The sequence below is a fragment of the Halobacillus sp. Cin3 genome (assembly GCF_947311855.1).
GTDB lineage: Bacteria > Bacillota > Bacilli > Bacillales > Halobacillaceae > Halobacillus > Halobacillus kuroshimensis.
On sequence record NZ_CAMZMV010000011.1, the window covers coordinates 1 to 23,106 of the forward strand.

The window sequence follows — 23,106 nt, forward strand, 5'->3', positions numbered from 1 at the left end:
AGGTTGATAGGTCCGAGGTGGAAGCGTGGTGACACGTGGAGCTGACGGATACTAATGGATCGATGACTTATCTATATATACTTCGTGAATGATGTTTAATCAATAATGTTTCCTTATCCAGTTTTGAGGGTTCACCTCAAACTTTATATTGATGTGGTGGTGAAGGCGAAGAGGTCACACCTGTTCCCATGCCGAACACAGTAGTTAAGCTCTTCAGCGCCGATGGTAGTCGGGTTTACCCCCGTGAGAGTAGGACGCTGCCACGTCACACAAAACCTTCAGGATTGTCCTGGAGGTTTTTTTCTATCTTTTTTTAAACGTACATAGATCTTGAAAGTATAAGATTCATAGTTTTGGACATACTAAGGCTGTAGCATATAAATCGCACGGAAAGAGGGGGATAGCGATGAGTAGGAAAGATCGATGCAGCATTTGTGAGAGGGAAACCGATCAGGGATTGTATCTATTGAAAATCTATATCTGCGAAGCCTGTGAATCAGAAATAAAAGACACACCGGCGGATGATCCGAAGTATGTGCATTTCGTGAAGAAAATGGCAGAGGCACAGAAGTCCATGATTCCCTCCTGACGATTGATGACTTGTGCCAACAATGAACCTCGAGCGGTTTGTCTTTACCAGTAGAAAAAGAATTTGAATTCTCAAGCCGTGCGCCGGTAGATATCAGTCCTGCGCTTATCCGGCAGACATCGCTGGTGCTCGGAACATTACCAAAGGATCATCTAAAAAGGAAGATTCTCTGTTAAACAGAGAATCTTCCTTTTTTCTACTTCAAAATCATAAAGGAAAAGATCAGACTTGCTTCTGAGACCACTCCTGGTTCACAGAACAGCCGTCAGTAAAAAGACCTGAAGGGATCACGAAACTTCGGTGGATTGCCTGAGGAGGCGATCTCCGGTAGTGTGGAGGAGAAAGAAAGGATGGAGTGCACGTGAATATAAAATCGACGCCTCTTTATGAGGCGCTGAAAAAAAATAGAGAGAAAGAACCGATTTCTTTTCATGTTCCAGGTCATAAATATGGGCAGATATATAAGGGGGAGGATACCGGCTTTCTTGGACTGGATGCGACAGAAATCAGTGGATTGGACGATCTGCATGCTCCGGAAGGCGTCATCCGCCAGGCGCAGGAGCAAGCGGCTGATTTTTTTGGAAGTGAAGAGACGTTTTTTCTGGTGAATGGTACGACGGTTGGAAACATGGCGCTCCTCTTAACGGTCTGCGGGCCGGGAGATGAAATCATCGTACAGCGGAACTGTCATAAATCTGTCCTGAATGGTATAGAACTGGCGGGAGCAAAACCGGTATTTATTTCCCCTGAATTTGAGGAGGATACGAGTCGCTACAGCCGGGTCACACCATCGTCTATCCAAAAAGCGCTCGACCAATATCCGGAAAGCCGTGCTGTTTTTTTAACCTACCCCGATTACTTCGGCCGGGCGTATCCCTTAAGAGAGATCGCTTCCGTTGTCCACAGCCGGGATATTCCTCTGCTGATTGATGAAGCTCATGGTGTTCATTTTCATTTAGGACCTCCATTCCCGGAGCCGGCCTTAAAAGCGGGGGCCGACGCCGTCGTCCAGTCGGCCCATAAAATGGCCCCGGCGATGACGATGGCTTCATACCTGCATATAAAGAGCTGCCGCGTCTCTTCTTCCCGTCTGCGTCACTACCTGCAGATGCTTCAGTCAAGCAGTCCTTCCTATCCATTGATGGCGAGTCTTGATCTGGCAAGGGATTATTTACAGCAGTGGTCTAAAGAGGATCGGGATACGCTCGTATCTTTCATTAAGGATGTGCGGGCTGTATTTGAACATTATCCGGAGCACTGGCGTGTTCTTCCCGTCACCCCTATGGACGATACACTGAAGATTGTACTTGAGCCTGAGACGAACACAGGCTTTGATGTAGCTGATGTGTTGGAAAAGCAGGGACTGGTCCCTGAGATGGCTTCAACGGACCAGGTGCTGCTCGTGTTAGGGTTGGAGCCTTATTTTTCCTTGGCTAACTTAAAGAAACAACTGGCTTTCGTCGATAACAAATTAAAAAAGACGGAAAACCATGCTACAATAAAGCAAGATCAAATATCGTTTCCACCTATTCAAACATTGGAATGGAGTTATTCGGAGATGAGGGACAAACCGGTCGTTCTTATGGACTGGAACGAAGCGGAAGGACAGGCAGCCGCCGAAGCCATCATCCCTTATCCACCCGGAATCCCTTTGGTACTCAAAGGGGAACGTCTTTCCAGTACACATATCCAGGCCGTCCACTCTTTGGTGGAGAAGGGCGCACGTTTTCAGAACTTAGATATGGCAACAGGGGTGCGAGTGTTTAAAGGAGAATGATTGTGAAGGGATTGTTTGTAACATTTGAAGGCGGCGATGGGGCTGGAAAGTCATCCATGCTGAAAGAAATGGCCGCTGAGCTTCGGAGTGAGGGATACCCGGTCATGGAAACAAGGGAACCGGGTGGAATCCGTATTGCAGAAAAAATTAGAGAAGTCATCCTGAATCCGGATCATACAGAAATGGATGCACGGACAGAGGCACTGTTGTATGCAGCAGCCCGGAGGCAGCACCTTGTGGAAAAGGTTTTACCTGCTTTAGAGAAAGGGACCATTGTCTTGTGTGACCGTTTCGTCGATTCCAGTCTGGCCTACCAGGGTGCCGCCCGGGGGCTGGGTATGGATGAGGTCTATCAAATCAATGAATTTGCGATAGAAGACTGCATGCCGGATCTGACTCTGCTGTTTGATATAAAGCCGGAAGATGGTCTCGACCGGATTGCACAGAACAAAGGACGGGAACAGAACCGTCTCGATCTAGAACATCTTGCTTTTCATAAAAAAGTCCACAAGGCTTATGAGGAACTTGCCGCACGCAGTAAAGACCGTATTCAAGTCGTTGATGCCGGCCGGTCGTTCGACGAAGTGAAAAAGGACGCATCAAGAATTCTGCGCGCGTCCTTACCCTCATAAACCTTCCGCGATTTGTTATAATAGGAGAAAACACCCAAACAGGAGGGCTGTTCTCATGAAAATGATTATTGCGGTCGTCCAGGATAAGGACAGTAGCCGTTTAAACGATGCGTTATCCAAAAATGACTTTAAAACAACTAAACTGTCGACCACCGGTGGTTTTCTCAGGGAAGGAAATACGACATTCATGATTGGCTGTGGCGATGATCACGTCGATCATGCCCTCGATATCATCAGGGAAAATTGCAGCCAGCGCGAACAGATGGTGGCACCGATTTCTCCAATGGGGGGGAATGCCGACTCGTACATTCCGAAACCTGTGAAGGTGGAAGTCGGAGGAGCGACGGTGTTCATCTTACCTGTCGATTCCTTTTTCCAGTTTTAAGAGGGCCTTATGAAAATCAATCAGGATATAAGAGCAAATGTGGAAGGCCCAATTAAAAATACAGGAAAAATCCCACAGGGAAACCGGACGTTCGGTACGATGATCCAGACCCAGACTCAGCAGCTGCAGCAGAATCAGCTGGACCGGCTCGTGGAGACGATCACGGCCCAGGGGGAACGCGTTGCACGCTCCCGGTCCTTCAGGGATCTTGCTAAATATAAGCGTCTCATCAAGGATTTCATTAAAGAATCTGTTCAGTACGGCACAAACCTCAAGCCGTCCCAGCATTGGAGTCCGAATGGACAGACGCGCAGGCTTACGCTTATTGAAACCATTGATGAGCGGCTGCTGGAACTTACGGAAATGGTAATGGATCAGGAGAAGCGTTCGGTCGACCTGCTTGGATTGATGGGTGAAATGAAAGGTCTGCTGATTAATCTTTACACATAAGGACGGTATTTACATGCAGACGTGGCAGGACATGAAACATTTACAGCCGTTAGCGGCCCAGATGCTGGTCAACAGCTTCAAGAAAGACCGCATATCCCACGCCTATCTATTTCAGGGAGATCGCGGCACTGGAAAAAAAGAAATGAGTTTACTATTTGCGAAAAGTATTTTCTGTAAAAATAAAGACGGGGCGGAACCGTGTCAGAACTGCCGGGACTGCCACCGTATCGATTCGGGGAACCACCCCGATCTGCACTGGATAGAACCGGATGGACAGTCTATTAAGAAAGACCAGATCCTTCATCTGCAGAAGGAATTCACATACACAGGACTGGAGTCCAACCGTAAAGTCTATATCATTGTGGATGCAGAAAAAATGACCGTCAACGCGGCGAACCGCCTGCTGAAGTTCCTCGAGGAGCCGAGCCGGCAGACGACCGCGATGCTGTTAACGGAAAACGGCGCCACGATTCTGGATACCATCCGATCCAGGTGCCAGCTGCTGGCTTTTCAACCACTCCAGGCGCATATCATGGAGAAAAAATTAATTGAAGAAGGCGTTTCCAACTCAAACGCCCGCCTGCTTGCGGCTTTGACGAATAACATAACGGAAGCACTGGAGATGAATGAGGATGAGTGGTTTGCGAATGCTAGAAAATTAGTGATACAATTAATTGAAGTGCTTCAAAATAAACCAAATGAAGGACTTTTGTTTATCAACCATCAATGGATGCCTCACTTTAAGGAACGCACCCAGCTGCAGCGCGGTCTTGACGTGCTCATACTCTGGTTTCAGGATATGATCCATCAACTTTTGGACCGGGAAGATTCGATCGTTTTCATTTCAGAGAAAGAGAAATTGAACCAGTCGGTCATGAGATGGTCACGACAGTCGGCAGCCAGAGGTCTTTCCAGCATTCTTGAGGCAAAACGAAAGATAAATCAAAATGTCCATCCTAATTTAGTGATGGAACAACTTACCCTTCAACTACAGAGGTGATGATCGTATGATCGAAGTTGTAGGTGTCCGATTTAAACAAGCCGGTAAGGTCTACTACTTTGATCCAGGTGGACTGCGTATGACGACGGAAGACTACGTCATTGTGGAAACGGTCCGCGGGATCGAATTCGGAAAAGTTGTCATTGCTAATAAATCCATAGATGAAGAAGATGTGGTGTTACCTCTTAAGAAAGTGATCCGCATGGCGGATGACAAGGATAAACTCACCGTGGATGAAAACAAGGACAATGCTCAAAAAGCCTACCAGGTTTGTGTGAAAAAAATCCGTGAACATAAATTGGACATGAATCTTGTCGATGTTGAATATACATTTGATCGCAATAAAGTGATCTTTTATTTTACTGCCGATGGACGCGTCGATTTCCGGACACTCGTCAAGGATCTCGCGTCTGTTTTCAAAACGAGAATCGAGCTTAGACAGATCGGTGTCCGTGACGAAGCCAAGATGCTCGGCGGCATCGGTCCCTGCGGCAGAATGCTCTGTTGTTCTACGTTCCTCGGGGATTTCGAGCCCGTATCTATTAAAATGGCGAAGGACCAGAATCTGTCGCTCAACCCAGCCAAAATTTCAGGCCTCTGCGGCCGCTTGATGTGCTGTCTGAAGTACGAAAATGATGATTATGAAAATGCGAAAAAAGAGCTTCCGGATCTCGGTGAGAATATATCAACTTCTTATGGGAAAGGCAGAGTGGTCGGTCTCAACATGCTTGAACGCATGGTTCAGGTTGAATTCCGCGAGAAGGAACGTGTATTGGAGTATTCCCTTCAGGAACTGATTGATGAAGGAGTCCTTCAAACCGAAGCCTCAGAATAAAAGGGTGAAGTCGACCGTGAATAAGAAAGCCATTTTTGAACAAGTATCCCATTTCGAAAGCCAGATCGGCGAGTTGTATGAACAGCTTGGAGATCTGAAAAAGCAGCTGGCCTATCTATTGGAAGAGAACCAGCATTTATCGCTTGAGAATCATCATCTGCGGCAGCGGTTGGAAAAGGAAAATGAGAAACAGGAGACAACTTCCTCACCCTCGTCGAAACAGGACAAAGGCACGGTCGTCGGAGAAGGCTATGATAATCTGGCCAGACTCTATGAAGAAGGCTTTCATATTTGTAACCTGCATTTCGGCAGCCCGAGAGACGAGGATTGCTTGTTCTGTCTATCATTTTTGAATAAAAAGAAATAAATCCAGGTCCAGGCCCTTTCCTTGCTCGTTCGAGGAAGGGCTCTCTTTATATCGGAAAGAAAGGAAACAGACGGATGGTACAATTGAAAGATGATGAACGAATCGATGATTTATTAGCCAAGGAAGAACGGAGGATTATCCAAAGCCCGAGCGCTTTTGCTTTTTCGCTCGATGCTGTTCTGCTGGCCGACTTTACGTACGTACCGAAAACGAGAGGGAAGATTCTCGACTTGTGTACGGGGAACGGGGTCATTCCGTTGTTTCTATCCACACGCTCTTCTGTACCCATAACTGGAGTGGAAATTCAGGAGCGGCTGCATGATATGGCGGTTCGGAATGTTGAATTGAATGAACTTGGTGATCAGCTTCAGATGATCCATGGAGATTTGAAGGAGATGCCGGCTTATTACGGCAATAACAAGTTTGATTTGGTCACCTGCAATCCTCCTTATTTTCCAACACCCAAAACAGATGAGCATAACTTGAATGAATACCTGGCTGTCGCCCGCCATGAGATTCACTGTACTCTTGAAGATGTAGTGTCTGCATGCAGCCGGCTGGCCAAATCCGGCGGGAAAGTATCCATGGTGCACCGGCCGGACCGGCTAGTGGAGATTATCCAACGCTTCAAAGCCCACAAGCTGGAGCCGAAGCGGATGCGTCTTGTCTACCCGAAAGCAGGGAAGGAAGCAAACATCCTTTTGATTGAGGGGGTGCGGGACGGTCGTCCCGGCTTAAAAATTCTTCCGCCATTATATGCGCTTCAGGAAGATGGCGATTACACTGATGAACTGAAGGAAATCTTAAATGGACGGTAGTCATTATGTCTATATGCTTCGTTGCGGGGACGGGAGCCTTTATACCGGGTATACGAATAACCTCGAGCACCGTCTGCAGAAGCATCGGGAAGGAAAAGGAGCTAAATATACCAGAGGACGGGGACCGCTCGTACTGGAAGCGTGGCAGTGTTATGATCATAAAAGAGAAGCCCTCCAGGAGGAATACCGTTTAAAGCGGATGGCCAGAACGAAAAAAGAAATATGGATTGAACAGCGGAAGGAGGAAACTGGTGAAAATTCAAAAGAGCTTTAGTGAACATCCAACAGGTACCCTTTATATTGTGCCTACACCGATCGGGAATCTGGAGGATATGACGTACCGGGCTGTATCTACCTTAAAGAGTGCCGATATGATTGCGGCAGAAGATACCCGGAATACAAGAAAGCTGCTGAATCATTTCGATATTCACACAACATTGATCAGCTACCATGAGCATAACAAATACACCAAGGGATCTCAGCTGATCGAACAGCTGCAGGCAGGGCAGACCATTGCTCTTGTCAGCGATGCGGGGATGCCGGGGATTTCAGACCCGGGGACAGACCTTGTGGCTGAAGCGGTGGAGGATGATGTTCCAGTCGTTGTTCTTCCAGGGGCGAATGCGGCTCTTCCAGCCTTAGCCGGGTCCGGTTTACCAACGGATGAATTTTACTTTTGTGGCTTTCTGCCACGTAAAAAGAAAGACCGGGCAGCTGTATTAGGACGCTTGAAACCTTATGGAGCGACGCTGATCTTCTATGAATCCCCTCATCGTCTGAAGGAAATGCTTGCGCATATGAATGAAGAGCTCGGAGCAAGAAGGGCATCGCTCGTGCGGGAATTGTCCAAGCGTTTTGAAGAATATGTACGCGGGACCCTCTCTGAGCTCGCCCAGTGGGCAGAGGACGAGGATCTTCGTGGGGAATTCTGCATCATTGTAGAAGGATCTTCAGAAGAGGAAAAGCAGGAGGAGGCATGGTGGGCGGGGATTTCCCTGATCGATCATGTCGATCACTACATCGAGAAAGAACAGATGAAAAGTAAGCAGGCGATTAAGCAGACCGCCCTGGACAGAGAACTTCCAAAACGGGATGTTTATCAGGCTTATCACGTCATCCAGGATGAATAGAAATAAGAAAATCCCTTACTGTCAGGCCTGTCCAGTAAGGGATTTGTTTTGGAGCATATGTCAGACTGATTATCTCTCTATTCGCTAACCAGTGAGTGTCGTCGTCTTTTGTTTATCTCTTTTTTTATTTAAGGTTGTCCTGAAGTTCGTTAAGAAGCATTTGAGCGCCTTCTTTACTTAGAACAAGGTTGCCGTTGGCCAGTTTCATGTTGTCGTCTGAAACTTCACCAGTAATATGACAAGTCATATTCGGCTTGTACTTCTTGAGAACGATGCGGTCATCGTCCACGTAAATTTCTAATGCGTCTTTTTCATTGATCCCCAGTGTGCGGCGAAGTTCGATCGGAATTACAACGCGACCAAGCTCGTCCACCTTACGTACAATACCTGTAGATTTCATTTTTCTATCTCCCCTCAATCAAAAGTATGATCGTCATGTTTCGACATATGTCTCGACATAATAGTACCAACCATTCCCAGACGTGTCAATTACTAAAAAAGGTGCAGAGATTTCCATATCCCTATACTAGGTGAGGTATATAAAATGGGTGAGAGGAGTGATTTCCGCAGGCCTGATTTCCTCTTCTCCATTTATATCGGTTCCAAAAATGGATACTTTATCCACTTAGGTTATATATGTCCTATTTTACCATGGTATTTACATATGTGAAGTCTTTATATGTACGGCTTTTGACAGTTTTACATAACTTTCGGTATATTTTAATGTTAGGAATGGAAATAAAAGAAATAAATCGATAGAATGATACCATGACCTTTCATGGCGTTAGCATGATTTTTTTGAGGAGGGAACAGGATGCCAGAGGAAAAGAATACGTTCTATATTACGACACCAATCTATTACCCGAGTGGTAATCTGCATATTGGACATGCCTATACAACGGTGGCCGGCGATGCGATGGCCCGTTATAAGCGCCTGCGGGGGTACGATGTGATGTACCTGACAGGGACGGATGAGCACGGACAGAAGATCCAGCGGAAAGCCGAGGAAAAAGGGGTTTCCCCACAGGAGTACGTCGACGATATCGTCAGTGGAATCAAGCAGCTGTGGGATAAGCTGGATATTACGTATGATGATTTTATCCGTACGACACAGGACCGCCACAAAGTGGTCGTGGAGAAAATTTTCGACTATTTAATGAAAAAAGGGGATATCTACCTCGACGAATATGAAGGATGGTACTGTACATCATGCGAGTCCTTCTTCACAGAACGCCAGCTTGATGACGGGCACTGCCCGGACTGCGGCGGGGAAGTGGAAAAAGTGAAAGAGGAGTCCTACTTCTTCAAAATGAGCAACTACGTGGATCAGCTTCTTGACTTTTATGAGAAGAATCCAACGTTCATTCAGCCGGAAAGCCGGAAGAATGAAATGATCAACAACTTCATTAAACCAGGACTTGAAGATCTGGCGGTTTCCCGGACGACCTTCGATTGGGGAATCGGCGTGCCAGGTAATGAAAAACACGTCATATACGTGTGGATTGATGCCTTGAGTAACTACATTACAGCCCTCGGTTATGGTACAGATGATGATACACGCTATCAAAAATACTGGCCGGCCGACGTACAGCTGGTAGGTAAGGAAATCGTCCGTTTCCATACGATTTACTGGCCGATCATGCTGATGGCGCTGGATCTGCCGCTTCCGAAAAAAGTGTTCGCCCACGGATGGATTTTGATGAAAGACGGCAAGATGTCCAAATCAAAAGGGAATGTCGTCGACCCGGTTCAGCTTAGTGACCGCTACGGCCTTGACGCCCTCCGTTACTACCTGCTTCGCGAAGTGCCGTTCGGATCTGATGGTGTCTTCACTCCGGAAGCCTTTGTAGAGCGGACCAACTATGATCTGGCCAATGATCTAGGCAATCTGCTGAATCGTACAGTGGCCATGATCAGCAAATACTTTGATGGACAAATCCCGGCTCTTACACTCGCTGAGGATACCTTCGATGAAAGCCTGGAAAGCCTCGCCCGTGAAACGCTTGACGGCGTCGAAGAGTCGTTGGAAAATATGGAGTTCTCCGTTGCGCTTTCCACGTTGTGGAAGCTCATCAGCCGTACGAACAAATACATTGATGAAACGCAGCCATGGGTGCTAGCGAAAGATGAAGCGAAACGCGAGCGTCTCGGAAATGTCATGGCTCACCTGGCCGAAGCACTCCGTCATACCGCAGTTATGCTGCAGCCGTTCCTGACGCAGACACCGGACCGGATTTTCCAACAGCTTGGCTTGAATGAAGAGCGTTTCAAGTCATGGGAAAGCCTTGCAGAGTTCGGATTGATTCCAGCCGGAACGACTGTTCAAAAAGATGAGCCGATTTTCCCGCGTCTTGACGCAGAGGAAGAGACGCAGATCATTAAAGATATGATGAAACAGCCGGCTCCGAAGGAAGAAGAGAAAAAGGAAGCTCCAGCCGATCTTGCTGATGAAGTGACGATTGAGGACTTCGCCAAACTCGACTTCCGCGTAGCTGAAGTTTTGAAGGTCGACAAAGTGAAAAAAGCGGATAAACTGCTGAAAATTCAGCTTGATCTTGGCTTTGAGCAGCGTCAGGTTGTCTCAGGCATTGCCGAGCACTATTCACCGGAGGAACTCGTTGGTAAGAAAGTGATTTGTATTGCCAACCTGAAGCCGGTGAAGCTGCGCGGTGAATTGTCCCAGGGGATGATTCTTGCCGGTGAAGACAATGGAAAGCTTGCTCTAGCTTCTGTTGATCAGACCTTGAGCAATGGAACAAAAGTGAAATAACACATGGCTAAAAAGGGAAAGCTCTATTCAGCGCTTTCCCTTTTCCAATGAAAAAAGAAAGGCGGGACGACAATGCTTTTTGATACACATGTTCATTTGAATGCCGATCAATTTGAAGAAGACCTTGAGGAAACGATCCAAAGGGCACGGGAAGCTGGTGTGACGTATATGACGGTTGTCGGTTTTGACAGGAAGACGATTCCGAAGGCACTGGAAATTGCCGAAGCCGATGAACATATCTTTGCCGCTGTAGGGTGGCACCCGGTCGATGCGGTCGATATGACAGAGGAAGATCTGGCTTGGATTGAAGAGCTGTCTGCTCATCCGAAAGTAGTGGCTCTCGGCGAAATGGGGCTCGACTATCACTGGGACAAATCTCCGGCTGATGTACAGAAGGACGTCTTCCGGAAGCAGATCAGACTAGCTAAAAAAGTCAAGATGCCGATCATCATCCACAACCGCGAGGCAACGGAGGATATTGTGCAGATCCTGAAAGAGGAGAACGCAGCAGAAGTCGGCGGAATTATGCACTGTTACAGCGGCCCTGTGGAAACTGCTCAGGAATGTATTGATATGAATTTCCTGATCTCCCTGGGCGGACCTGTGACCTTTAAAAACGCCAAACTTCCGAAAGAAGTCGCCAAGGCTGTTGATCTCAAGCATCTGCTTGTGGAAACGGACTGTCCTTTTCTCGCCCCTCATCCAAATCGGGGCAGCCGGAACGAGCCGGCTTATGTGAAGCTTGTGGCGGAACAGGTAGCTGAGCTGAAGGGCATCTCCTATGAAGAGGTCAGTCGTGTCACAACAGAAAATGCTCTGTCCTTCTTTGGTATTTCCGATTCATAATGGAGGACTTTGGTCATAATATTACAGCTGGTTGAGAATTGTATGGGAATTGTAACATGCCTGTTATGTTATTCATCTGGGCATAAATGCATAATGGAGGAGTCAGTGATTGTCATCTGACTCCTCCATTTTATTTAAAGGGGAGTTAGTTGACATCATTTTGTCACTTGAATACAATGGTACGCGTGCTTTAGAGAGGGGGCCTTTAGGATGAATAGAAAAGAAATAGTAAAAAAAGCTGTCAGTCAAACGACTTTCTGGGCCGTATTATCTGTTATCCTGGCATCCGCCTTTTTAGTGACCGTTACCTATGAAGCCACCAAAGCTTCTGTGCAGGTGACTCAGAACGGAGAAAAAGAATTGATTCGTACCCATGCGGATACGGTGGAGGAATTAATGTCTGACCTGGACGTTGCCGTACAGCCGCATGATGAATTATCACATAAATTATCTGATTCAGTTGAATACGGGATGGATGTTGAATACATAGCATCAAAATCGGTTCACCTGGCCATTGATGGCGGGGAAAAGGAAGACTACTCTACAACGGCAGCTACTGTCGGAGAGTTTTTCAAAGAGAATGATCTGGAATTCAAGGAACACGATCAGCTGTCCCACCAATCCAGTGAGCATCTCGCTGATGGCATGAGTATTGAGGTCGCTGAAGCCTTTCAAGTTACGTTGAATGATGGCGGAGACGAGGAACATATATGGACGACGACTTCCACTGTGGAAGAATTATTGAAAGAACAGGGAATTGAACTCGATGACCTGGATGAATTGAACCTTGATGCGGATGCATGGGTGTCTGCGGATACACCGCTGGAAATCACGCGGGTGGAAAAGGTGACCGACATTGTCGAAGAAGAAACCGATTATTCTGTTGAAGTGAAAAAGGACGACTCCCTTCCAAAAGGGGAGCGCAAGGTGCTTGAGGCAGGGCAGGAAGGTCTTGTGAAGAAGACGTATGAAGTCACGATTGAAAATGGTGAAGAGGTCAGCCGCGAACTGGTAGAAGAAACGGTCGATCAGGAAAGCCGTAGGGAAATCGTAGCGCTTGGCACAAAAGTGGATGAACCCGCACCACAGCCTGTGGTGGCAGCCTCCACTTCGGATGCTGAAAAAGACACAGACTCTTCCCGCAAGGTCGTGCAGACATCTGCCAACGTTTCAAAAAGCAGTCAGGAAACAAGCCGTGAAAAAGAATCAAGTCAAACGATGCGGATGCATGCTACAGCGTACACGGCAGAGTGTGCCGGCTGTTCGGGCGTAACAGCAACGGGAATTGATTTGAATGAAAACCCTGATAAGAAAGTCGTGGCTGTTGATCCGAGCGTCATTCCACTGGGCAGCCGTGTCTGGGTGGAGGGTTATGGATATGCTGTTGCAGGAGATACGGGTGGAGCAATCAACGGGAAACGGATTGATCTTCACGTCTCTTCCAAGAGCGAAGCCTACAACTTTGGTTCAAAAACGGTACAAGTGAAAATACTGGATGAGTGAAGACAGCAGAGGAACCTTTCCTCTGCTTTTTTCCGTGTATAGACTCATGGTATGCTAGGGAGAGGTTTATAAACGGACGTGCAGGGAGGATACACCATTGAAAATTAGAGAGGTCATCGTCGTTGAAGGAAGAGACGACACGGCCAAAATTAAACGGGCCGTGGATGCAGATACCATTGAAACGAACGGCTCGGCTATTGATGAAGAGGTGCTGACACGCATCAAGCATGCGCAGGAGAAGCGAGGTATCATTATTTTTACGGACCCCGATTATCCCGGGGAGCGAATCCGGCATATCATTGCGCAGAAGATTCCGGACTGCAAGCATGCCTTCCTTCCGAAGCACCAGGCCAGAGCAAGGCAGGATAAAGGAATCGGAATAGAGCATGCTTCCATTACGGACATTCAAACGGCTTTAAGCGCTGTCTATGAGCTGATGGATGAGAAGGAAGGGGAAATTTCAAAGCAGGATCTGATTGACCTTGGTTTGATCGGAGGCCCGCATTCTGCTGATTTACGAGAAAAGATAGGCATGGATCTAAATATAGGCAAAACCAATGGAAAGCAGCTGCTCCGCCGGTTGAATATGTTTCATATCACCCGCCGACAGCTGGCTGAAAGTATAGATAGAATCAATCAGGAGGAAAGCTATGAACAATAAAGCGGTTGCGACACCATCACGTACAAAGGAAATACTCGGGAAGTATGGATTTTCGTTTAAGAAAAGCCTCGGACAGAACTTTCTTATCGACGTAAACATTCTGAAGAATATTATTGAAGAGGCTGGTATTCATGAAGAGGCGGGAGCCATTGAAATCGGGCCGGGGATCGGGGCACTTACAGAACAATTGGCCCGTCATGCCGATCGTGTCGTAGCCTTTGAAATTGATCAGCGCCTGCTTCCGATCTTGGAAGACACACTGAGTGCTTATGATAATGTGCATGTCATCAATCAGGATATTCTTCAAGCCGACGTAGAACAGGTCATTCAGGAACAGTTTAAGGAAGGACAGCCGGTCCGGGTTGTCGCCAACCTTCCTTATTACATCACGACGCCTATTCTGATGAAGCTGTTGATGAGTCGTCTGCCGATTGACAGCATTACCGTCATGATCCAAAAGGAAGTGGCCGACCGCATGGCCGCCGAGCCGAATACGAAGAGCTATGGGTCGTTGTCGATTGCTGTCCAGTACTATACAAGAGCAGCCGTGGCCCTGACTGTTCCCAAGACCGTCTTTATGCCGCAGCCGAACGTGGATTCTTCTGTCCTGCACCTGGAGATGCGTGATCAGCCGCCGGTACAGGTGGAAGACGAAGACTTTTTCTTTGATGTGGTCAAAGCGACTTTCGGGCAGCGCAGGAAAACGTTGATGAATAACTTGGCCCGTCATTTCAAGGGCCGCATGGATAAGAGTGAACTGCGTGCCCGCCTGGATGAATCCGGCATTGATCCTTCCCGCCGCGGGGAATCCCTGTCGATGGAAGAGTTTGCAGCTCTTGCGAATGAGTTGTATAAGTAAGACACAAAGCCCATCTTTTCACATACACTAATGTAGTGCTTAGAGTAAGGTGGGGAAGAAATGATATCAAATGGAGACCTCGTTACGAGGAAGTCTTATCAGCACGATGTAATTTTCCGTGTGAAGGAGAAATCCTCTTCCGTCGTCCAGTTGATGGGTGAGCATATCCGCCTCGAGGCGGACGCCCCGCTGGATGATGTGGAAGAAGTCACAGGCGCGGAGTACCACCGTAGAAAAAGCCGCGTGGAGGAGCAGGAAGCCTTTTCCTACCGCTTATTCAGACAGGATTACCGGCTGTTAAGGGAACAGCGGGAAGCGGATGCAGGAAGCGGCTACGGAACCGATGAAGAAACGAGCTACTTTCAAATCCCGCCCCGCATTCTCCATATTGATGGGGATCCGTTGTTTTTAAAAAAATGCATTGCCTTATATGAGCAGCTTGGCCTGCAGGTACACGGACAGTATCTCCATGAGAAGGAAATGCCTCACCAAGTCCTGCCTTTAATAGAAAAAGTCCATCCGGAAATCGTCGTTTTAACGGGACATGACTCGTATTCGAAAGCGAAGGGTCCGGTCAGAGAACTGGAATCGTACCGTCATTCCAAGTACTTTGTCGAAGCTGTGAGGAACATCAGGCGGAGCTACCCTAATTTCGATCAGCTGGTCGTATTTGCAGGAGCCTGCCAGTCGCATTTTGAATCGATCATCCGTGCCGGGGCCAATTTTGCGAGCTCACCATCCCGGGTGAACATCCACGCCATTGATCCTGTGTATGTAGCAGCCAGAGTGGCATATACGTCGTTCAAGGATCATATCAATATATGGGAGGTTATCCGCAACACCATCAGTGGTCAGGATGGGCTTGGCGGAATTGAGACGAAGGGACTTCTTCGGATCGGCATCCCCTATACGAAAAATCAGGAAGAATTATAGCCGTTGTTTCCAACAAACAACGGCTATTCACTTTTTGGATGGCCCGACGTGCAGTCATCCCTTGTTTTGAATCATCCGGCACTGGATTCCAGCTGATTCAACCCTGCAGAAATTCCGCAAAAAACTACATACTTTTCCTACTTATGGATAACCTAACTAAGAGTAATTATTTATATCATTCTGTTGCAATGTTTTCGATCAGTTGGTATAATTGATAACTTTATTTGACTTTGTCCATAGTCTGTGGTATTCTTATAAACAGTGAGGTGGAGTGCAGTGGCTAAAACGTTAGGTGAAATTAAGCAGTCCCTAGAAGGACAGATTGGTAAACGACTAACTTTGAAAGCAAACGGCGGGCGCCGCAAGACGATTGAGCGTTCCGGTGTTTTAGCAGAAACTTATCCTGCGGTTTTCATTGTCGAGCTTGACCAGGAAGAAAATGCATTTGAACGTGTATCATACAGCTATGCAGATGTACTTACAGAGACAGTCGAACTGACCTTTGATGACCTTAAGACTTTGGCCCTTGAGCAGTGAACCTTCCGTTTGCTGCTTTTTTATTTTGCCTTCATTACGGAAAGCCATGCGTCTGCCCTCTGCGGGCGGCTTTATTGTAGAAGTTCCTGCCAGCATTGTATAGAACTACCGGTTTTCCGGTGAGTGGTTTGGCACATACTAACGTTGTCGTAGCTGAGTGAAAGCGAAAGGAGCTGAGAACGATGGGACGTAAGCGCAGCATGATGTCCGATTCGTTTAAAGAAGAGATCGCGAAGGAACTTGGGTTTTACGACAAGGTACAGAAAGATGGCTGGGGCGGCATCTCTGGGCGCGATGCCGGCAACATGGTCAAACGGGCGATACAAATGGCAGAAGAACAAATGGTGAAAAACCGAAACTGAACGTTCCCCTTGATGCCGGGCATCAAGGGGTTTTACAGGTTTATCTGTTTTGCAGGTCCTTCTTCCTCTTCCAGGTGCGAAATATGGTACAATGCTTTCAGATAATCCAGAAGAAGAGGTGCTTATATGCAGATTTTAGAAAAAGCTCCTGCCAAGATAAATTTGTCCTTAGATGTTTTACATAAACGACCGGACGGCTTCCATGAAGTTGAAATGGTGATGACGACCGTTGATTTAGCGGATCGCATCCAGTTGACGCTTTTACGTGAACCTGTCGTAAGAGTGGAATCTGAAAGCCGCTTTGTTCCGAATGATGAACGAAACCTTGCCTACCGGGCGGCAAAGCTGATCCAGGATCGTTTCCGTGTGAAAAAAGGTGTGCATATTCATATTGAAAAAAACATTCCCGTTGCGGCTGGTCTGGCCGGGGGAAGTAGTGACGCAGCGGCTGTCCTGCGCGGAGTGAACCGGATGTGGGGCCTCGGCCTGTCTATGGATGAACTGGCCGTCCTTGGTGCTGAAATCGGTTCGGACGTGTCGTTCTGTGTTTACGGAGGAACAGCGCTTGCGACCGGTCGTGGTGAAAAAATTCAATCGCTTCCGGCTCCGCCGCCATGCTGGGTCGTTCTTTCGAAGCCGACTATCGGCGTATCAACCCAGACGGTTTATCAGAACCTGGACCTTAAAGGAGCGCTTCATCCTGATACCACGGCGATGGTCGAGTCACTGAAGGACGGAAATTACGACGGGATCTGCTCACATGTCGGCAATACACTGGAAGGTGTCACTCTCGGTCTTCATCAGGAAGTCGGCCAGATCAAGGAGCAGATGAAGCAGGCTGGTGCGGACGCTGTGCTCATGAGCGGAAGCGGACCGACGGTGTTCTGTCTTGTTGATCAGGATGCCCGTGCCCAGCGGATTTACAACAGCCTGAAAGGGTTCTGTACGGAGGTTTATATGGTAAGGATGCTTGGTTACCGGGAAACCACTTGATAAATTCCGTACATATTTGTTATATTTAACTAAAATATTCGGATTTTGAGGTGTCCTTACTATGAAAAGAAGTGAAAGGCTCGTTGCGATGACGCATTTTATCCTGGACCAGCCGAGAACGTTGATTTCCCTTCCCTACTTCTCAGAAAAGTACGGAGCGGCCAAGTCCTCCATCAGTGAAGACCTTGGCATCATTAATAAAATGTTCCAGCATGAGGGGATCGGGTATTTGGAAACGATATCCGGTGCCGCCGGAGGAGTGAAGTACATTCCTGTATTCTCGGAAGATTACAGCCGCACGTTCGTCAATCAGCTCTGTGATCGTCTTGAGGACCCGGAACGTCTGCTTCCCGGAGGGTATTTGTTTATGAGTGATATACTCGGGGACCCGGAGACGACGAGGAATATCGGCCGGATGTTCGCCTCCGCCTTCCGGGACAAAGGTGTTGACGTCGTCATGACGGTGGCAACCAAAGGGATTCCCTTAGCTTATGCCGTGGCTTCGTATTTGAACGTTCCAGTCGTCATTGCCCGCCGGGATCCTAAAATATCAGAAGGTTCCACGGTGAGCATCAACTATGTATCAGGCTCCACCCGTAAAATCCAGACCATGGTACTGACGAAGCGTTCGCTCCAGGAAGGCTCGAGAGTCTGCATCATTGATGACTTTATGAAAGCGGGCGGAACCATCAACGGCATGCGGAACCTGTTAAAAGAATTCAACGCAGAACTTGCCGGCATCGGCGTCCTCGCAGAAGCGGAAGATGAAGAGGAGGACCGGGTGGTGGAAGAATATTTATCGCTCGTCCAGATCGTCAATGCGGACGACCGCCGTTCAACCATCGAAGTCCGTCCGGGCAATCTGCTTGAAAATATCTAACCTTTTCCAAAGCTCTCATTCTTTTGTATGAGGGCTTTTTTCATGGCCGGAAAACCATCAGGGAGCCTGGAGTTCATCGAATATAAAAATTTTTTAGAAAACAGGCAGGAATTTTTCCCGTTTTGTGGAATTTGTGTTACATAAGTTCTTTTGGATAAAAAAGGTGGTGAAATTAATGGAAGTAACTGACGTAAGACTGCGACGCGTGAATACCGATGGAAGAATGCGAGCAATTGCTTCTATTACCTTGGACCAGGAATTTGTTGTCCATGACATACGGGTGATTGATGGCAACAACGGATTGTTTGTGGCGATGCCGAGCAAGCGGACTCCGGATGGAGAGTTCCGTGACATTGCACACCCGATCAATTCAGGTACACGTGGAAAGATCCAGGACGCTGTACTTGAAGCCTATCACCAGGCTGGTGAAGAGGAAGGAGCAGAGGTGGAATTCGAAGAAGCCGGGGCCTCCTGATACTTAGGAAACAACAAGAGTCTAACCGATGCGGTTAGGCTCTTTTTTCTGTTCTGGTAAAACCTTCATGCATTGTCCTATATTGTTGAAAATACCCCTGGATTAAGATATGATTCAAAGTGGATAATTAGGATGGAGGTTCTTTCATGACGAATCGATATGCCGTCGTACTGGCAGCTGGACAAGGGACACGTATGAAATCGAAACTGTACAAGGTTCTGCACCCTGTATGTGGGAAACCGATGGTTCAGCATGTCGTCGACCAGTTGAATACATTAGATCTAAGTGAATTGATTACAGTAGTAGGATTTGGAGCGGAAAAAGTTCAGGAACAGCTTGGTTCGGACAGTCATTATGTCGTCCAGAAAGAACAGCTGGGCACAGGCCACGCCGTTCAACAGGCCGATGACATCCTTGCTGATAAAGAAGGAACGACTGTTGTCGTCTGTGGTGATACGCCTCTATTGACCGCTGAAACCCTTCAGAAACTTCTCGATCATCACGAAGCGCAGAACGCAAAAGCCACCATTTTAACGGCTCACGCGGATGACCCTCATGGATATGGACGTGTCATCCGTGGCGGAAACGGCCAGGTGGAACGTATTGTAGAGCAGAAGGATGCATCAGAAGAAGAACAGGCGATTCAGGAAATCAATACAGGAACATACTGCTTTGATAATGCCCTGCTCTTTGACGCATTGAAAAATGTTTCCAATGACAACGTTCAGGGTGAGTATTACCTTCCGGATGTGGTCGAAATTCTTAAAGACCGCGGGGAAACAATCAGTGCCTATCAGACACCGGAATTCTCTGAATCCCTTGGAGTCAACGACCGTGTAGCTCTGGCAAAAGCAGAAAAATTAATGAAAGCACGCATTAACGAGAAACATATGAGAAATGGTGTCAGCTTGATCGATCCGGATCAGACGTATATCGGTCCTGATGTCACCATCGGACAGGATGTCACCATCTATCCGGGAACCGTCATTGAAGGAACGACAACGATTGAAAATGATGCTGTCGTCGGTCCTCATACGACAATCAGCAACTGTCATGTCGGAGCGGAAACGACGATCAAGCAGAGCGCGGCCTCAGACAGCCGTATTGGAAACCGTGTGCAGATCGGACCGTTCGCCCACATCCGTCCGCAGTCTGATCTCGGCAATGATGTGAAAGTCGGCAATTTTGTTGAAGTGAAAAAAGCCTCCTTCGGAGACGGAAGCAAAGCCTCCCACCTCAGCTACATCGGAGATGCGGAAGTGGGAAGCGGTGTGAACATCGGGTGCGGTACAATTACCGTCAATTACGATGGTCAGAACAAGCATTTGACGACAATCGAAGATGATGCCTTTATCGGCTGCAACTCCAATCTGATTGCACCGGTAACGGTCGGCCGGGGAGCCTATGTGGCAGCCGGATCCACCATCAATCAGGACGTACCGTCAGAGGCACTGTCTATTGCCCGTTCAAGACAGACGAACAAAGAGGGCTATGCAAATAAAATGAAATCGATCAAAAAAGATTAACGGAGGGTAACATCCATGCCAACTGGATATAAAGATTCAAAACTGAAAGTATTCTCGCTTAACTCGAACCCGGGCCTTGCGAAGGAAATAGCGGACAACATTGGAGTGGAACTTGGGAAATGTACAGTTACAAGCTTCAGTGACGGAGAGATTCAAATCAATATCGAAGAAAGTATCCGCGGCTGCGATGTGTATATCGTCCAATCGACCTGCGAGCCTGTAAACCAGCACATCATGGAACTGTTGATTATGATCGATGCTCTTAAGCGTGCATCTGCCCGTACCATCAATGTTGTTATGCCTTACTACGGCTATGCCCGCCAGGATCGTAAGGCCCGTGCCCGTGAGCCGATTACGGCCAAATTGATTGCCGATCTGCTTGAAACGGCCGGAGCTTCCCGTGTCCTGATGCTGGATCTGCACGCACCGCAGATCCAAGGTTTCTTCAACCTGCCGATCGATCACCTTGTCGGAGTACCTATTCTTTCTGATTACTTTGAAGAGAAGAATTTTGATGATGTCGTCATCGTATCCCCGGACCACGGCGGTGTAACCCGTGCCCGTAAAATGGCCGACCGTCTGAAGGCCCCGATTGCGATTATCGATAAACGCCGTCCACGACCGAACGTCGCGGAAGTGATGAACATTGTCGGAAACATCGAAGGGAAGACGGCCATTCTGATCGATGACATCATCGATACAGCAGGTACCATTACCCTCGCCGCCAATGCGCTCGTGGAAAACGGGGCCACTGAGGTTTACGCGTGCTGTACGCACCCTGTCTTATCCGGACCGGCGATTGACCGGATTGAGAACTCTAAAATTAAAGAATTGGTCGTGACCAATACCATTCCGCTCGGCGAAGAAAAAGCGAGCGGTAAGATTACGGAACTTTCCGTAGCCGGCTTGATCAGCGAAGCGATTATCCGTGTTCACGAACGCCAGTCCATCAGCATACTATTCGATTAATTTACGAAAATACGTTTAGCTCTCTGCTTTAATGGGAAACTTTTATTAATGATTGGTAAATTAATGGAGGTTGATTATTTTGGCTATTACGTTGAAAGCGAAACAAAGACAAAATCTCAAACAATCCGTCACGCGTGAACTGCGCCAGGAGGGAAGTATCCCAAGTGTTGTTTACGGAAATGACAAAGAACCGATCACGGTTGCTGTTAACAGCATAGAGTTACTTAAAACTGTTCGTGATGAAGGGAAGAATGCGATCATTTCCCTGAATATCGAAGGTAAAGATACAGTTGATGTGATGCTGCATGACTATCAGGTGGATCCATTGAAGGATGAATTGATCCATGCCGACTTTTATGTCGTGAACATGTCTCAGGAGATGGATGTGGAAGTACCGGTTCGTCTGGAAGGAGAAGCTGCCGGCAGCAAAGAAGGCGGTGTCGTTCAGCAGCCGCTTTATGACCTTGCCGTTCGTGCAAAACCTGCAGATATTCCGGAAGAAATCGTCGTGGATATCTCTGAATTGAACATCGGTGACAGCGTGATGGTCAGTGATCTGAAAGCTTCCCGTAATTATGAAATTACAGAAGATGACAATACGACCATTGTTTCCGTAACACCACCGGAGGAAATGCCGGAGGAAGAACCGGAACCGTTGGAAGTTGATGCTGATCCAGAAGCGTCCGAAGAGAAATTCGAGGACGAAAAAGCTGGAACGGATGAAGCGAAACAGTAAAACAGAATCCCATGGATCAAGGGGCGCGGCCATAAAGGCCCGCCCCTTTTCTGTGTTTAGAAACGATGGAAAAGGGGATGGTAGGAATACATCGGCCTTTCCAGCGTGTTTTGACATTATTTTTGATTCAGCTTTGCTATAATAGATGGTATTAGAGAAAAAGGGAGTTCATTATGAAATGTATTGTTGGTCTCGGCAACCCGGGAAAGAAGTATGACCGGACCCGTCATAACGCCGGGTTTATGGTGCTTGATGAATGGGCGGAACGCAACAACTGGTCATTCAGTCAAAAGAAATTCAATGGTTTATATACAATGGAGCGTATGGATGGCGAGAAAGTGGTGCTCCTGAAGCCACAGACCTATATGAATTTGTCAGGAGAGTCGCTGAGACCGCTGATGGATTATTATGATCTGGATGTGGAGGATATCCTTGTCGTTTACGATGACCTTGATCTTCCCCCCGGCAAAATCCGCCTGCGCAAAAAAGGCGGCCACGGAGGTCACAACGGCATCCGCAGTATCATCGACCATCTCGGTACGAAGGAGTTCAAACGGCTTCGTGTCGGTGTAGGACGCCCGGAAGGCTCCAAAACCGTCATCGATCATGTGCTCGGAACGTTTACAAAAGAAGAGGTTCCTCACGTCGAAGACAGCATCGATTACGCTGTGAAAGCGTGTGAAGCATGGGTCGGTCAGACCTTTGACGAAGTGATGAATACGTACAATATGAAATGATACCTGTTTACTACTGAGTTCGTATAACGGACCACAAGGACGGTAACACTATCTACCATCACCCCTTCAAGGAGGATGGACATGAAAATACGATACTTCTGCCGTCATTGTGAGAATCAGGTTGGAGAATTAGATGCAGCACACGTGGATGTTTCTCAACTAGGGTTTGATCTGTTGAATGATCAGGATCAGGAACAGATGGTTCATATGACCGCTGATGGTGGTATGAATATACGGACGATCTGTGACTCGTGTAAAGAATCATTGGACGAACATCCACATTACCATGAACTGGACCATTTTATTCAGTAAATCCCGACCCCCAGCTTCTGCTGG

Annotated in this window: 28 protein-coding genes and 1 rRNA gene; 28 read left to right on the forward strand and 1 reads right to left on the reverse strand. The window is 47.6% G+C overall.

What is annotated here, in order from left to right; translation table 11 throughout:
• The first annotated feature begins 152 nt into the window (after positions 1–152).
• The 12 genes from rrf to rsmI all read left to right on the forward strand — a co-directional run bounded on the left by rrf (position 153) and on the right by rsmI (position 7,983).
• Positions 153–266: ribosomal RNA gene (gene rrf, locus QMA39_RS19075) — 5S ribosomal RNA — on the forward strand.
• A gap of 140 nt (positions 267–406) precedes the next feature.
• Positions 407–589 (forward strand): sigma factor G inhibitor Gin, encoded by a 183-nt coding sequence (locus QMA39_RS19080; protein ID WP_035531108.1) that lies wholly within the window; start codon positions 407–409, stop codon positions 587–589.
• A 361-nt stretch (positions 590–950) separates the two neighbouring features.
• A complete protein-coding gene (locus QMA39_RS19085) occupies positions 951–2,366 on the forward strand; it encodes an aminotransferase class I/II-fold pyridoxal phosphate-dependent enzyme (protein ID WP_281659551.1) in 1,416 nt (471 codons plus the stop codon).
• A 2-nt stretch (positions 2,367–2,368) separates the two neighbouring features.
• Positions 2,369–2,998: a dTMP kinase gene (gene tmk, locus QMA39_RS19090; RefSeq protein ID WP_281659552.1), complete on the forward strand. Its 630-nt coding sequence runs from the start codon at positions 2,369–2,371 to the stop codon at positions 2,996–2,998.
• 55 nt (positions 2,999–3,053) lie between these two features.
• Entirely contained in the window at positions 3,054–3,383 is a 330-nt protein-coding gene (locus QMA39_RS19095; RefSeq protein WP_027953503.1) for a cyclic-di-AMP receptor, read from the forward strand.
• Between the two features lie 9 nt (positions 3,384–3,392).
• The gene (locus tag QMA39_RS19100; protein WP_027953502.1) at positions 3,393–3,833 is read left to right on the forward strand and encodes a YaaR family protein; all 441 of its coding nucleotides are present in this window, start codon (positions 3,393–3,395) and stop codon (positions 3,831–3,833) included.
• Positions 3,834–3,846: 13 nt separating this feature from the next.
• A complete protein-coding gene (holB, locus tag QMA39_RS19105) occupies positions 3,847–4,833 on the forward strand; it encodes a DNA polymerase III subunit delta' (RefSeq protein WP_027953501.1) in 987 nt (328 codons plus the stop codon).
• A 7-nt stretch (positions 4,834–4,840) separates the two neighbouring features.
• Entirely contained in the window at positions 4,841–5,668 is an 828-nt protein-coding gene (locus QMA39_RS19110; protein WP_027953500.1) for a stage 0 sporulation family protein, read from the forward strand.
• A 16-nt stretch (positions 5,669–5,684) separates the two neighbouring features.
• A complete protein-coding gene (gene yabA / locus QMA39_RS19115) occupies positions 5,685–6,035 on the forward strand; it encodes a DNA replication initiation control protein YabA (RefSeq protein ID WP_027953499.1) in 351 nt (116 codons plus the stop codon).
• 74 nt (positions 6,036–6,109) lie between these two features.
• Positions 6,110–6,853, forward strand: a complete 744-nt coding sequence (locus QMA39_RS19120; protein WP_206936269.1) for a tRNA1(Val) (adenine(37)-N6)-methyltransferase — start codon at positions 6,110–6,112, stop codon at positions 6,851–6,853.
• Positions 6,843–7,127, forward strand: a complete 285-nt coding sequence (locus tag QMA39_RS19125) for a GIY-YIG nuclease family protein (protein ID WP_281659553.1) — start codon at positions 6,843–6,845, stop codon at positions 7,125–7,127. The genes QMA39_RS19120 and QMA39_RS19125 overlap by 11 nt, the downstream gene beginning before the upstream one ends.
• Positions 7,102–7,983: a 16S rRNA (cytidine(1402)-2'-O)-methyltransferase gene (gene rsmI / locus QMA39_RS19130; protein WP_281659566.1), complete on the forward strand. Its 882-nt coding sequence runs from the start codon at positions 7,102–7,104 to the stop codon at positions 7,981–7,983. The genes QMA39_RS19125 and rsmI overlap by 26 nt, the downstream gene beginning before the upstream one ends.
• 124 nt (positions 7,984–8,107) lie before the next feature.
• Here the strand turns inward: rsmI and QMA39_RS19135 are convergent, their stop codons facing one another.
• Positions 8,108–8,383, reverse strand: a complete 276-nt coding sequence (locus QMA39_RS19135; RefSeq protein WP_027953495.1) for an AbrB/MazE/SpoVT family DNA-binding domain-containing protein — start codon at positions 8,381–8,383, stop codon at positions 8,108–8,110.
• Between the two features lie 414 nt (positions 8,384–8,797).
• Here QMA39_RS19135 and metG point away from each other — a divergent pair, with 414 nt between their 5' ends.
• The 16 genes from metG to QMA39_RS19215 all read left to right on the forward strand — a co-directional run bounded on the left by metG (position 8,798) and on the right by QMA39_RS19215 (position 23,082).
• On the forward strand, positions 8,798–10,753 hold the full coding sequence (gene metG, locus QMA39_RS19140; RefSeq protein WP_027953494.1) for a methionine--tRNA ligase: 1,956 nt from the start codon (positions 8,798–8,800) through the stop codon (positions 10,751–10,753).
• 72 nt (positions 10,754–10,825) lie between these two features.
• Positions 10,826–11,599, forward strand: coding sequence for a TatD family hydrolase (locus tag QMA39_RS19145; RefSeq protein ID WP_281659554.1), 774 nt, complete (start codon positions 10,826–10,828; stop codon positions 11,597–11,599).
• A gap of 210 nt (positions 11,600–11,809) precedes the next feature.
• Positions 11,810–13,102: a G5 and 3D domain-containing protein gene (locus QMA39_RS19150; RefSeq protein ID WP_206936274.1), complete on the forward strand. Its 1,293-nt coding sequence runs from the start codon at positions 11,810–11,812 to the stop codon at positions 13,100–13,102.
• Positions 13,103–13,199: 97 nt separating this feature from the next.
• Entirely contained in the window at positions 13,200–13,763 is a 564-nt protein-coding gene (gene rnmV / locus QMA39_RS19155; protein WP_281659555.1) for a ribonuclease M5, read from the forward strand.
• Positions 13,753–14,622, forward strand: coding sequence for a 16S rRNA (adenine(1518)-N(6)/adenine(1519)-N(6))-dimethyltransferase RsmA (rsmA, locus tag QMA39_RS19160; RefSeq protein ID WP_281659556.1), 870 nt, complete (start codon positions 13,753–13,755; stop codon positions 14,620–14,622). Before rnmV ends, rsmA begins: the two co-directional genes overlap by 11 nt.
• A 60-nt stretch (positions 14,623–14,682) precedes the next feature.
• Entirely contained in the window at positions 14,683–15,555 is an 873-nt protein-coding gene (yabG, locus tag QMA39_RS19165) for a sporulation peptidase YabG (RefSeq protein WP_027953489.1), read from the forward strand.
• A 276-nt stretch (positions 15,556–15,831) separates the two neighbouring features.
• On the forward strand, positions 15,832–16,092 hold the full coding sequence (locus QMA39_RS19170) for a Veg family protein (protein WP_027953488.1): 261 nt from the start codon (positions 15,832–15,834) through the stop codon (positions 16,090–16,092).
• A 182-nt stretch (positions 16,093–16,274) separates the two neighbouring features.
• A complete protein-coding gene (locus QMA39_RS19175; RefSeq protein ID WP_027953487.1) occupies positions 16,275–16,454 on the forward strand; it encodes a small, acid-soluble spore protein, alpha/beta type in 180 nt (59 codons plus the stop codon).
• Positions 16,455–16,580: 126 nt separating this feature from the next.
• The gene (gene ispE / locus QMA39_RS19180) at positions 16,581–17,447 is read left to right on the forward strand and encodes a 4-(cytidine 5'-diphospho)-2-C-methyl-D-erythritol kinase (protein ID WP_027953486.1); all 867 of its coding nucleotides are present in this window, start codon (positions 16,581–16,583) and stop codon (positions 17,445–17,447) included.
• Between the two features lie 61 nt (positions 17,448–17,508).
• Positions 17,509–18,327, forward strand: a complete 819-nt coding sequence (gene purR, locus QMA39_RS19185) for a pur operon repressor (protein ID WP_027953485.1) — start codon at positions 17,509–17,511, stop codon at positions 18,325–18,327.
• A gap of 175 nt (positions 18,328–18,502) precedes the next feature.
• Positions 18,503–18,802 carry a septation regulator SpoVG gene (gene spoVG, locus QMA39_RS19190; RefSeq protein ID WP_027953484.1) on the forward strand — a complete coding sequence of 100 codons (300 nt, stop codon included), beginning with the start codon at positions 18,503–18,505 and terminating at the stop codon, positions 18,800–18,802.
• A gap of 146 nt (positions 18,803–18,948) precedes the next feature.
• Positions 18,949–20,328, forward strand: coding sequence for a bifunctional UDP-N-acetylglucosamine diphosphorylase/glucosamine-1-phosphate N-acetyltransferase GlmU (glmU, locus tag QMA39_RS19195; protein WP_206936278.1), 1,380 nt, complete (start codon positions 18,949–18,951; stop codon positions 20,326–20,328).
• A gap of 15 nt (positions 20,329–20,343) precedes the next feature.
• Positions 20,344–21,297, forward strand: coding sequence for a ribose-phosphate diphosphokinase (locus tag QMA39_RS19200; protein ID WP_027953482.1), 954 nt, complete (start codon positions 20,344–20,346; stop codon positions 21,295–21,297).
• A 79-nt stretch (positions 21,298–21,376) separates the two neighbouring features.
• The gene (locus tag QMA39_RS19205) at positions 21,377–22,033 is read left to right on the forward strand and encodes a 50S ribosomal protein L25/general stress protein Ctc (protein WP_027953481.1); all 657 of its coding nucleotides are present in this window, start codon (positions 21,377–21,379) and stop codon (positions 22,031–22,033) included.
• A gap of 173 nt (positions 22,034–22,206) precedes the next feature.
• Complete coding sequence (gene pth, locus QMA39_RS19210; protein WP_206936282.1) at positions 22,207–22,770, forward strand: aminoacyl-tRNA hydrolase; 564 nt, start codon at positions 22,207–22,209, stop codon at positions 22,768–22,770.
• 81 nt (positions 22,771–22,851) lie between these two features.
• Positions 22,852–23,082: an anti-sigma-F factor Fin family protein gene (locus QMA39_RS19215; RefSeq protein ID WP_027953479.1), complete on the forward strand. Its 231-nt coding sequence runs from the start codon at positions 22,852–22,854 to the stop codon at positions 23,080–23,082.
• Positions 23,083–23,106: the final 24 nt, after the last annotated feature.

Coding starts and splice junctions, on each gene's coding strand:
- QMA39_RS19175 (WP_027953487.1), top strand. CDS start 16,275: ATGGGACGTAAGCGCAGCATGATGTCCGATTCGTTTAAAGAAGAGATC.
- QMA39_RS19125 (WP_281659553.1), top strand. CDS start 6,843: ATGGACGGTAGTCATTATGTCTATATGCTTCGTTGCGGGGACGGGAGC.
- spoVG (WP_027953484.1), top strand. CDS start 18,503: ATGGAAGTAACTGACGTAAGACTGCGACGCGTGAATACCGATGGAAGA.
- holB (WP_027953501.1), top strand. CDS start 3,847: ATGCAGACGTGGCAGGACATGAAACATTTACAGCCGTTAGCGGCCCAG.
- QMA39_RS19120 (WP_206936269.1), top strand. CDS start 6,110: ATGGTACAATTGAAAGATGATGAACGAATCGATGATTTATTAGCCAAG.
- metG (WP_027953494.1), top strand. CDS start 8,798: ATGCCAGAGGAAAAGAATACGTTCTATATTACGACACCAATCTATTAC.
- QMA39_RS19110 (WP_027953500.1), top strand. CDS start 4,841: ATGATCGAAGTTGTAGGTGTCCGATTTAAACAAGCCGGTAAGGTCTAC.
- QMA39_RS19200 (WP_027953482.1), top strand. CDS start 20,344: ATGCCAACTGGATATAAAGATTCAAAACTGAAAGTATTCTCGCTTAAC.
- QMA39_RS19080 (WP_035531108.1), top strand. CDS start 407: ATGAGTAGGAAAGATCGATGCAGCATTTGTGAGAGGGAAACCGATCAG.
- rsmA (WP_281659556.1), top strand. CDS start 13,753: ATGAACAATAAAGCGGTTGCGACACCATCACGTACAAAGGAAATACTC.
- QMA39_RS19100 (WP_027953502.1), top strand. CDS start 3,393: ATGAAAATCAATCAGGATATAAGAGCAAATGTGGAAGGCCCAATTAAA.
- ispE (WP_027953486.1), top strand. CDS start 16,581: ATGCAGATTTTAGAAAAAGCTCCTGCCAAGATAAATTTGTCCTTAGAT.
- purR (WP_027953485.1), top strand. CDS start 17,509: ATGAAAAGAAGTGAAAGGCTCGTTGCGATGACGCATTTTATCCTGGAC.
- QMA39_RS19215 (WP_027953479.1), top strand. CDS start 22,852: ATGAAAATACGATACTTCTGCCGTCATTGTGAGAATCAGGTTGGAGAA.
- QMA39_RS19095 (WP_027953503.1), top strand. CDS start 3,054: ATGAAAATGATTATTGCGGTCGTCCAGGATAAGGACAGTAGCCGTTTA.
- QMA39_RS19145 (WP_281659554.1), top strand. CDS start 10,826: ATGCTTTTTGATACACATGTTCATTTGAATGCCGATCAATTTGAAGAA.
- QMA39_RS19135 (WP_027953495.1), bottom strand. CDS start 8,383: ATGAAATCTACAGGTATTGTACGTAAGGTGGACGAGCTTGGTCGCGTT.
- QMA39_RS19150 (WP_206936274.1), top strand. CDS start 11,810: ATGAATAGAAAAGAAATAGTAAAAAAAGCTGTCAGTCAAACGACTTTC.
- pth (WP_206936282.1), top strand. CDS start 22,207: ATGAAATGTATTGTTGGTCTCGGCAACCCGGGAAAGAAGTATGACCGG.
- glmU (WP_206936278.1), top strand. CDS start 18,949: ATGACGAATCGATATGCCGTCGTACTGGCAGCTGGACAAGGGACACGT.
- yabG (WP_027953489.1), top strand. CDS start 14,683: ATGATATCAAATGGAGACCTCGTTACGAGGAAGTCTTATCAGCACGAT.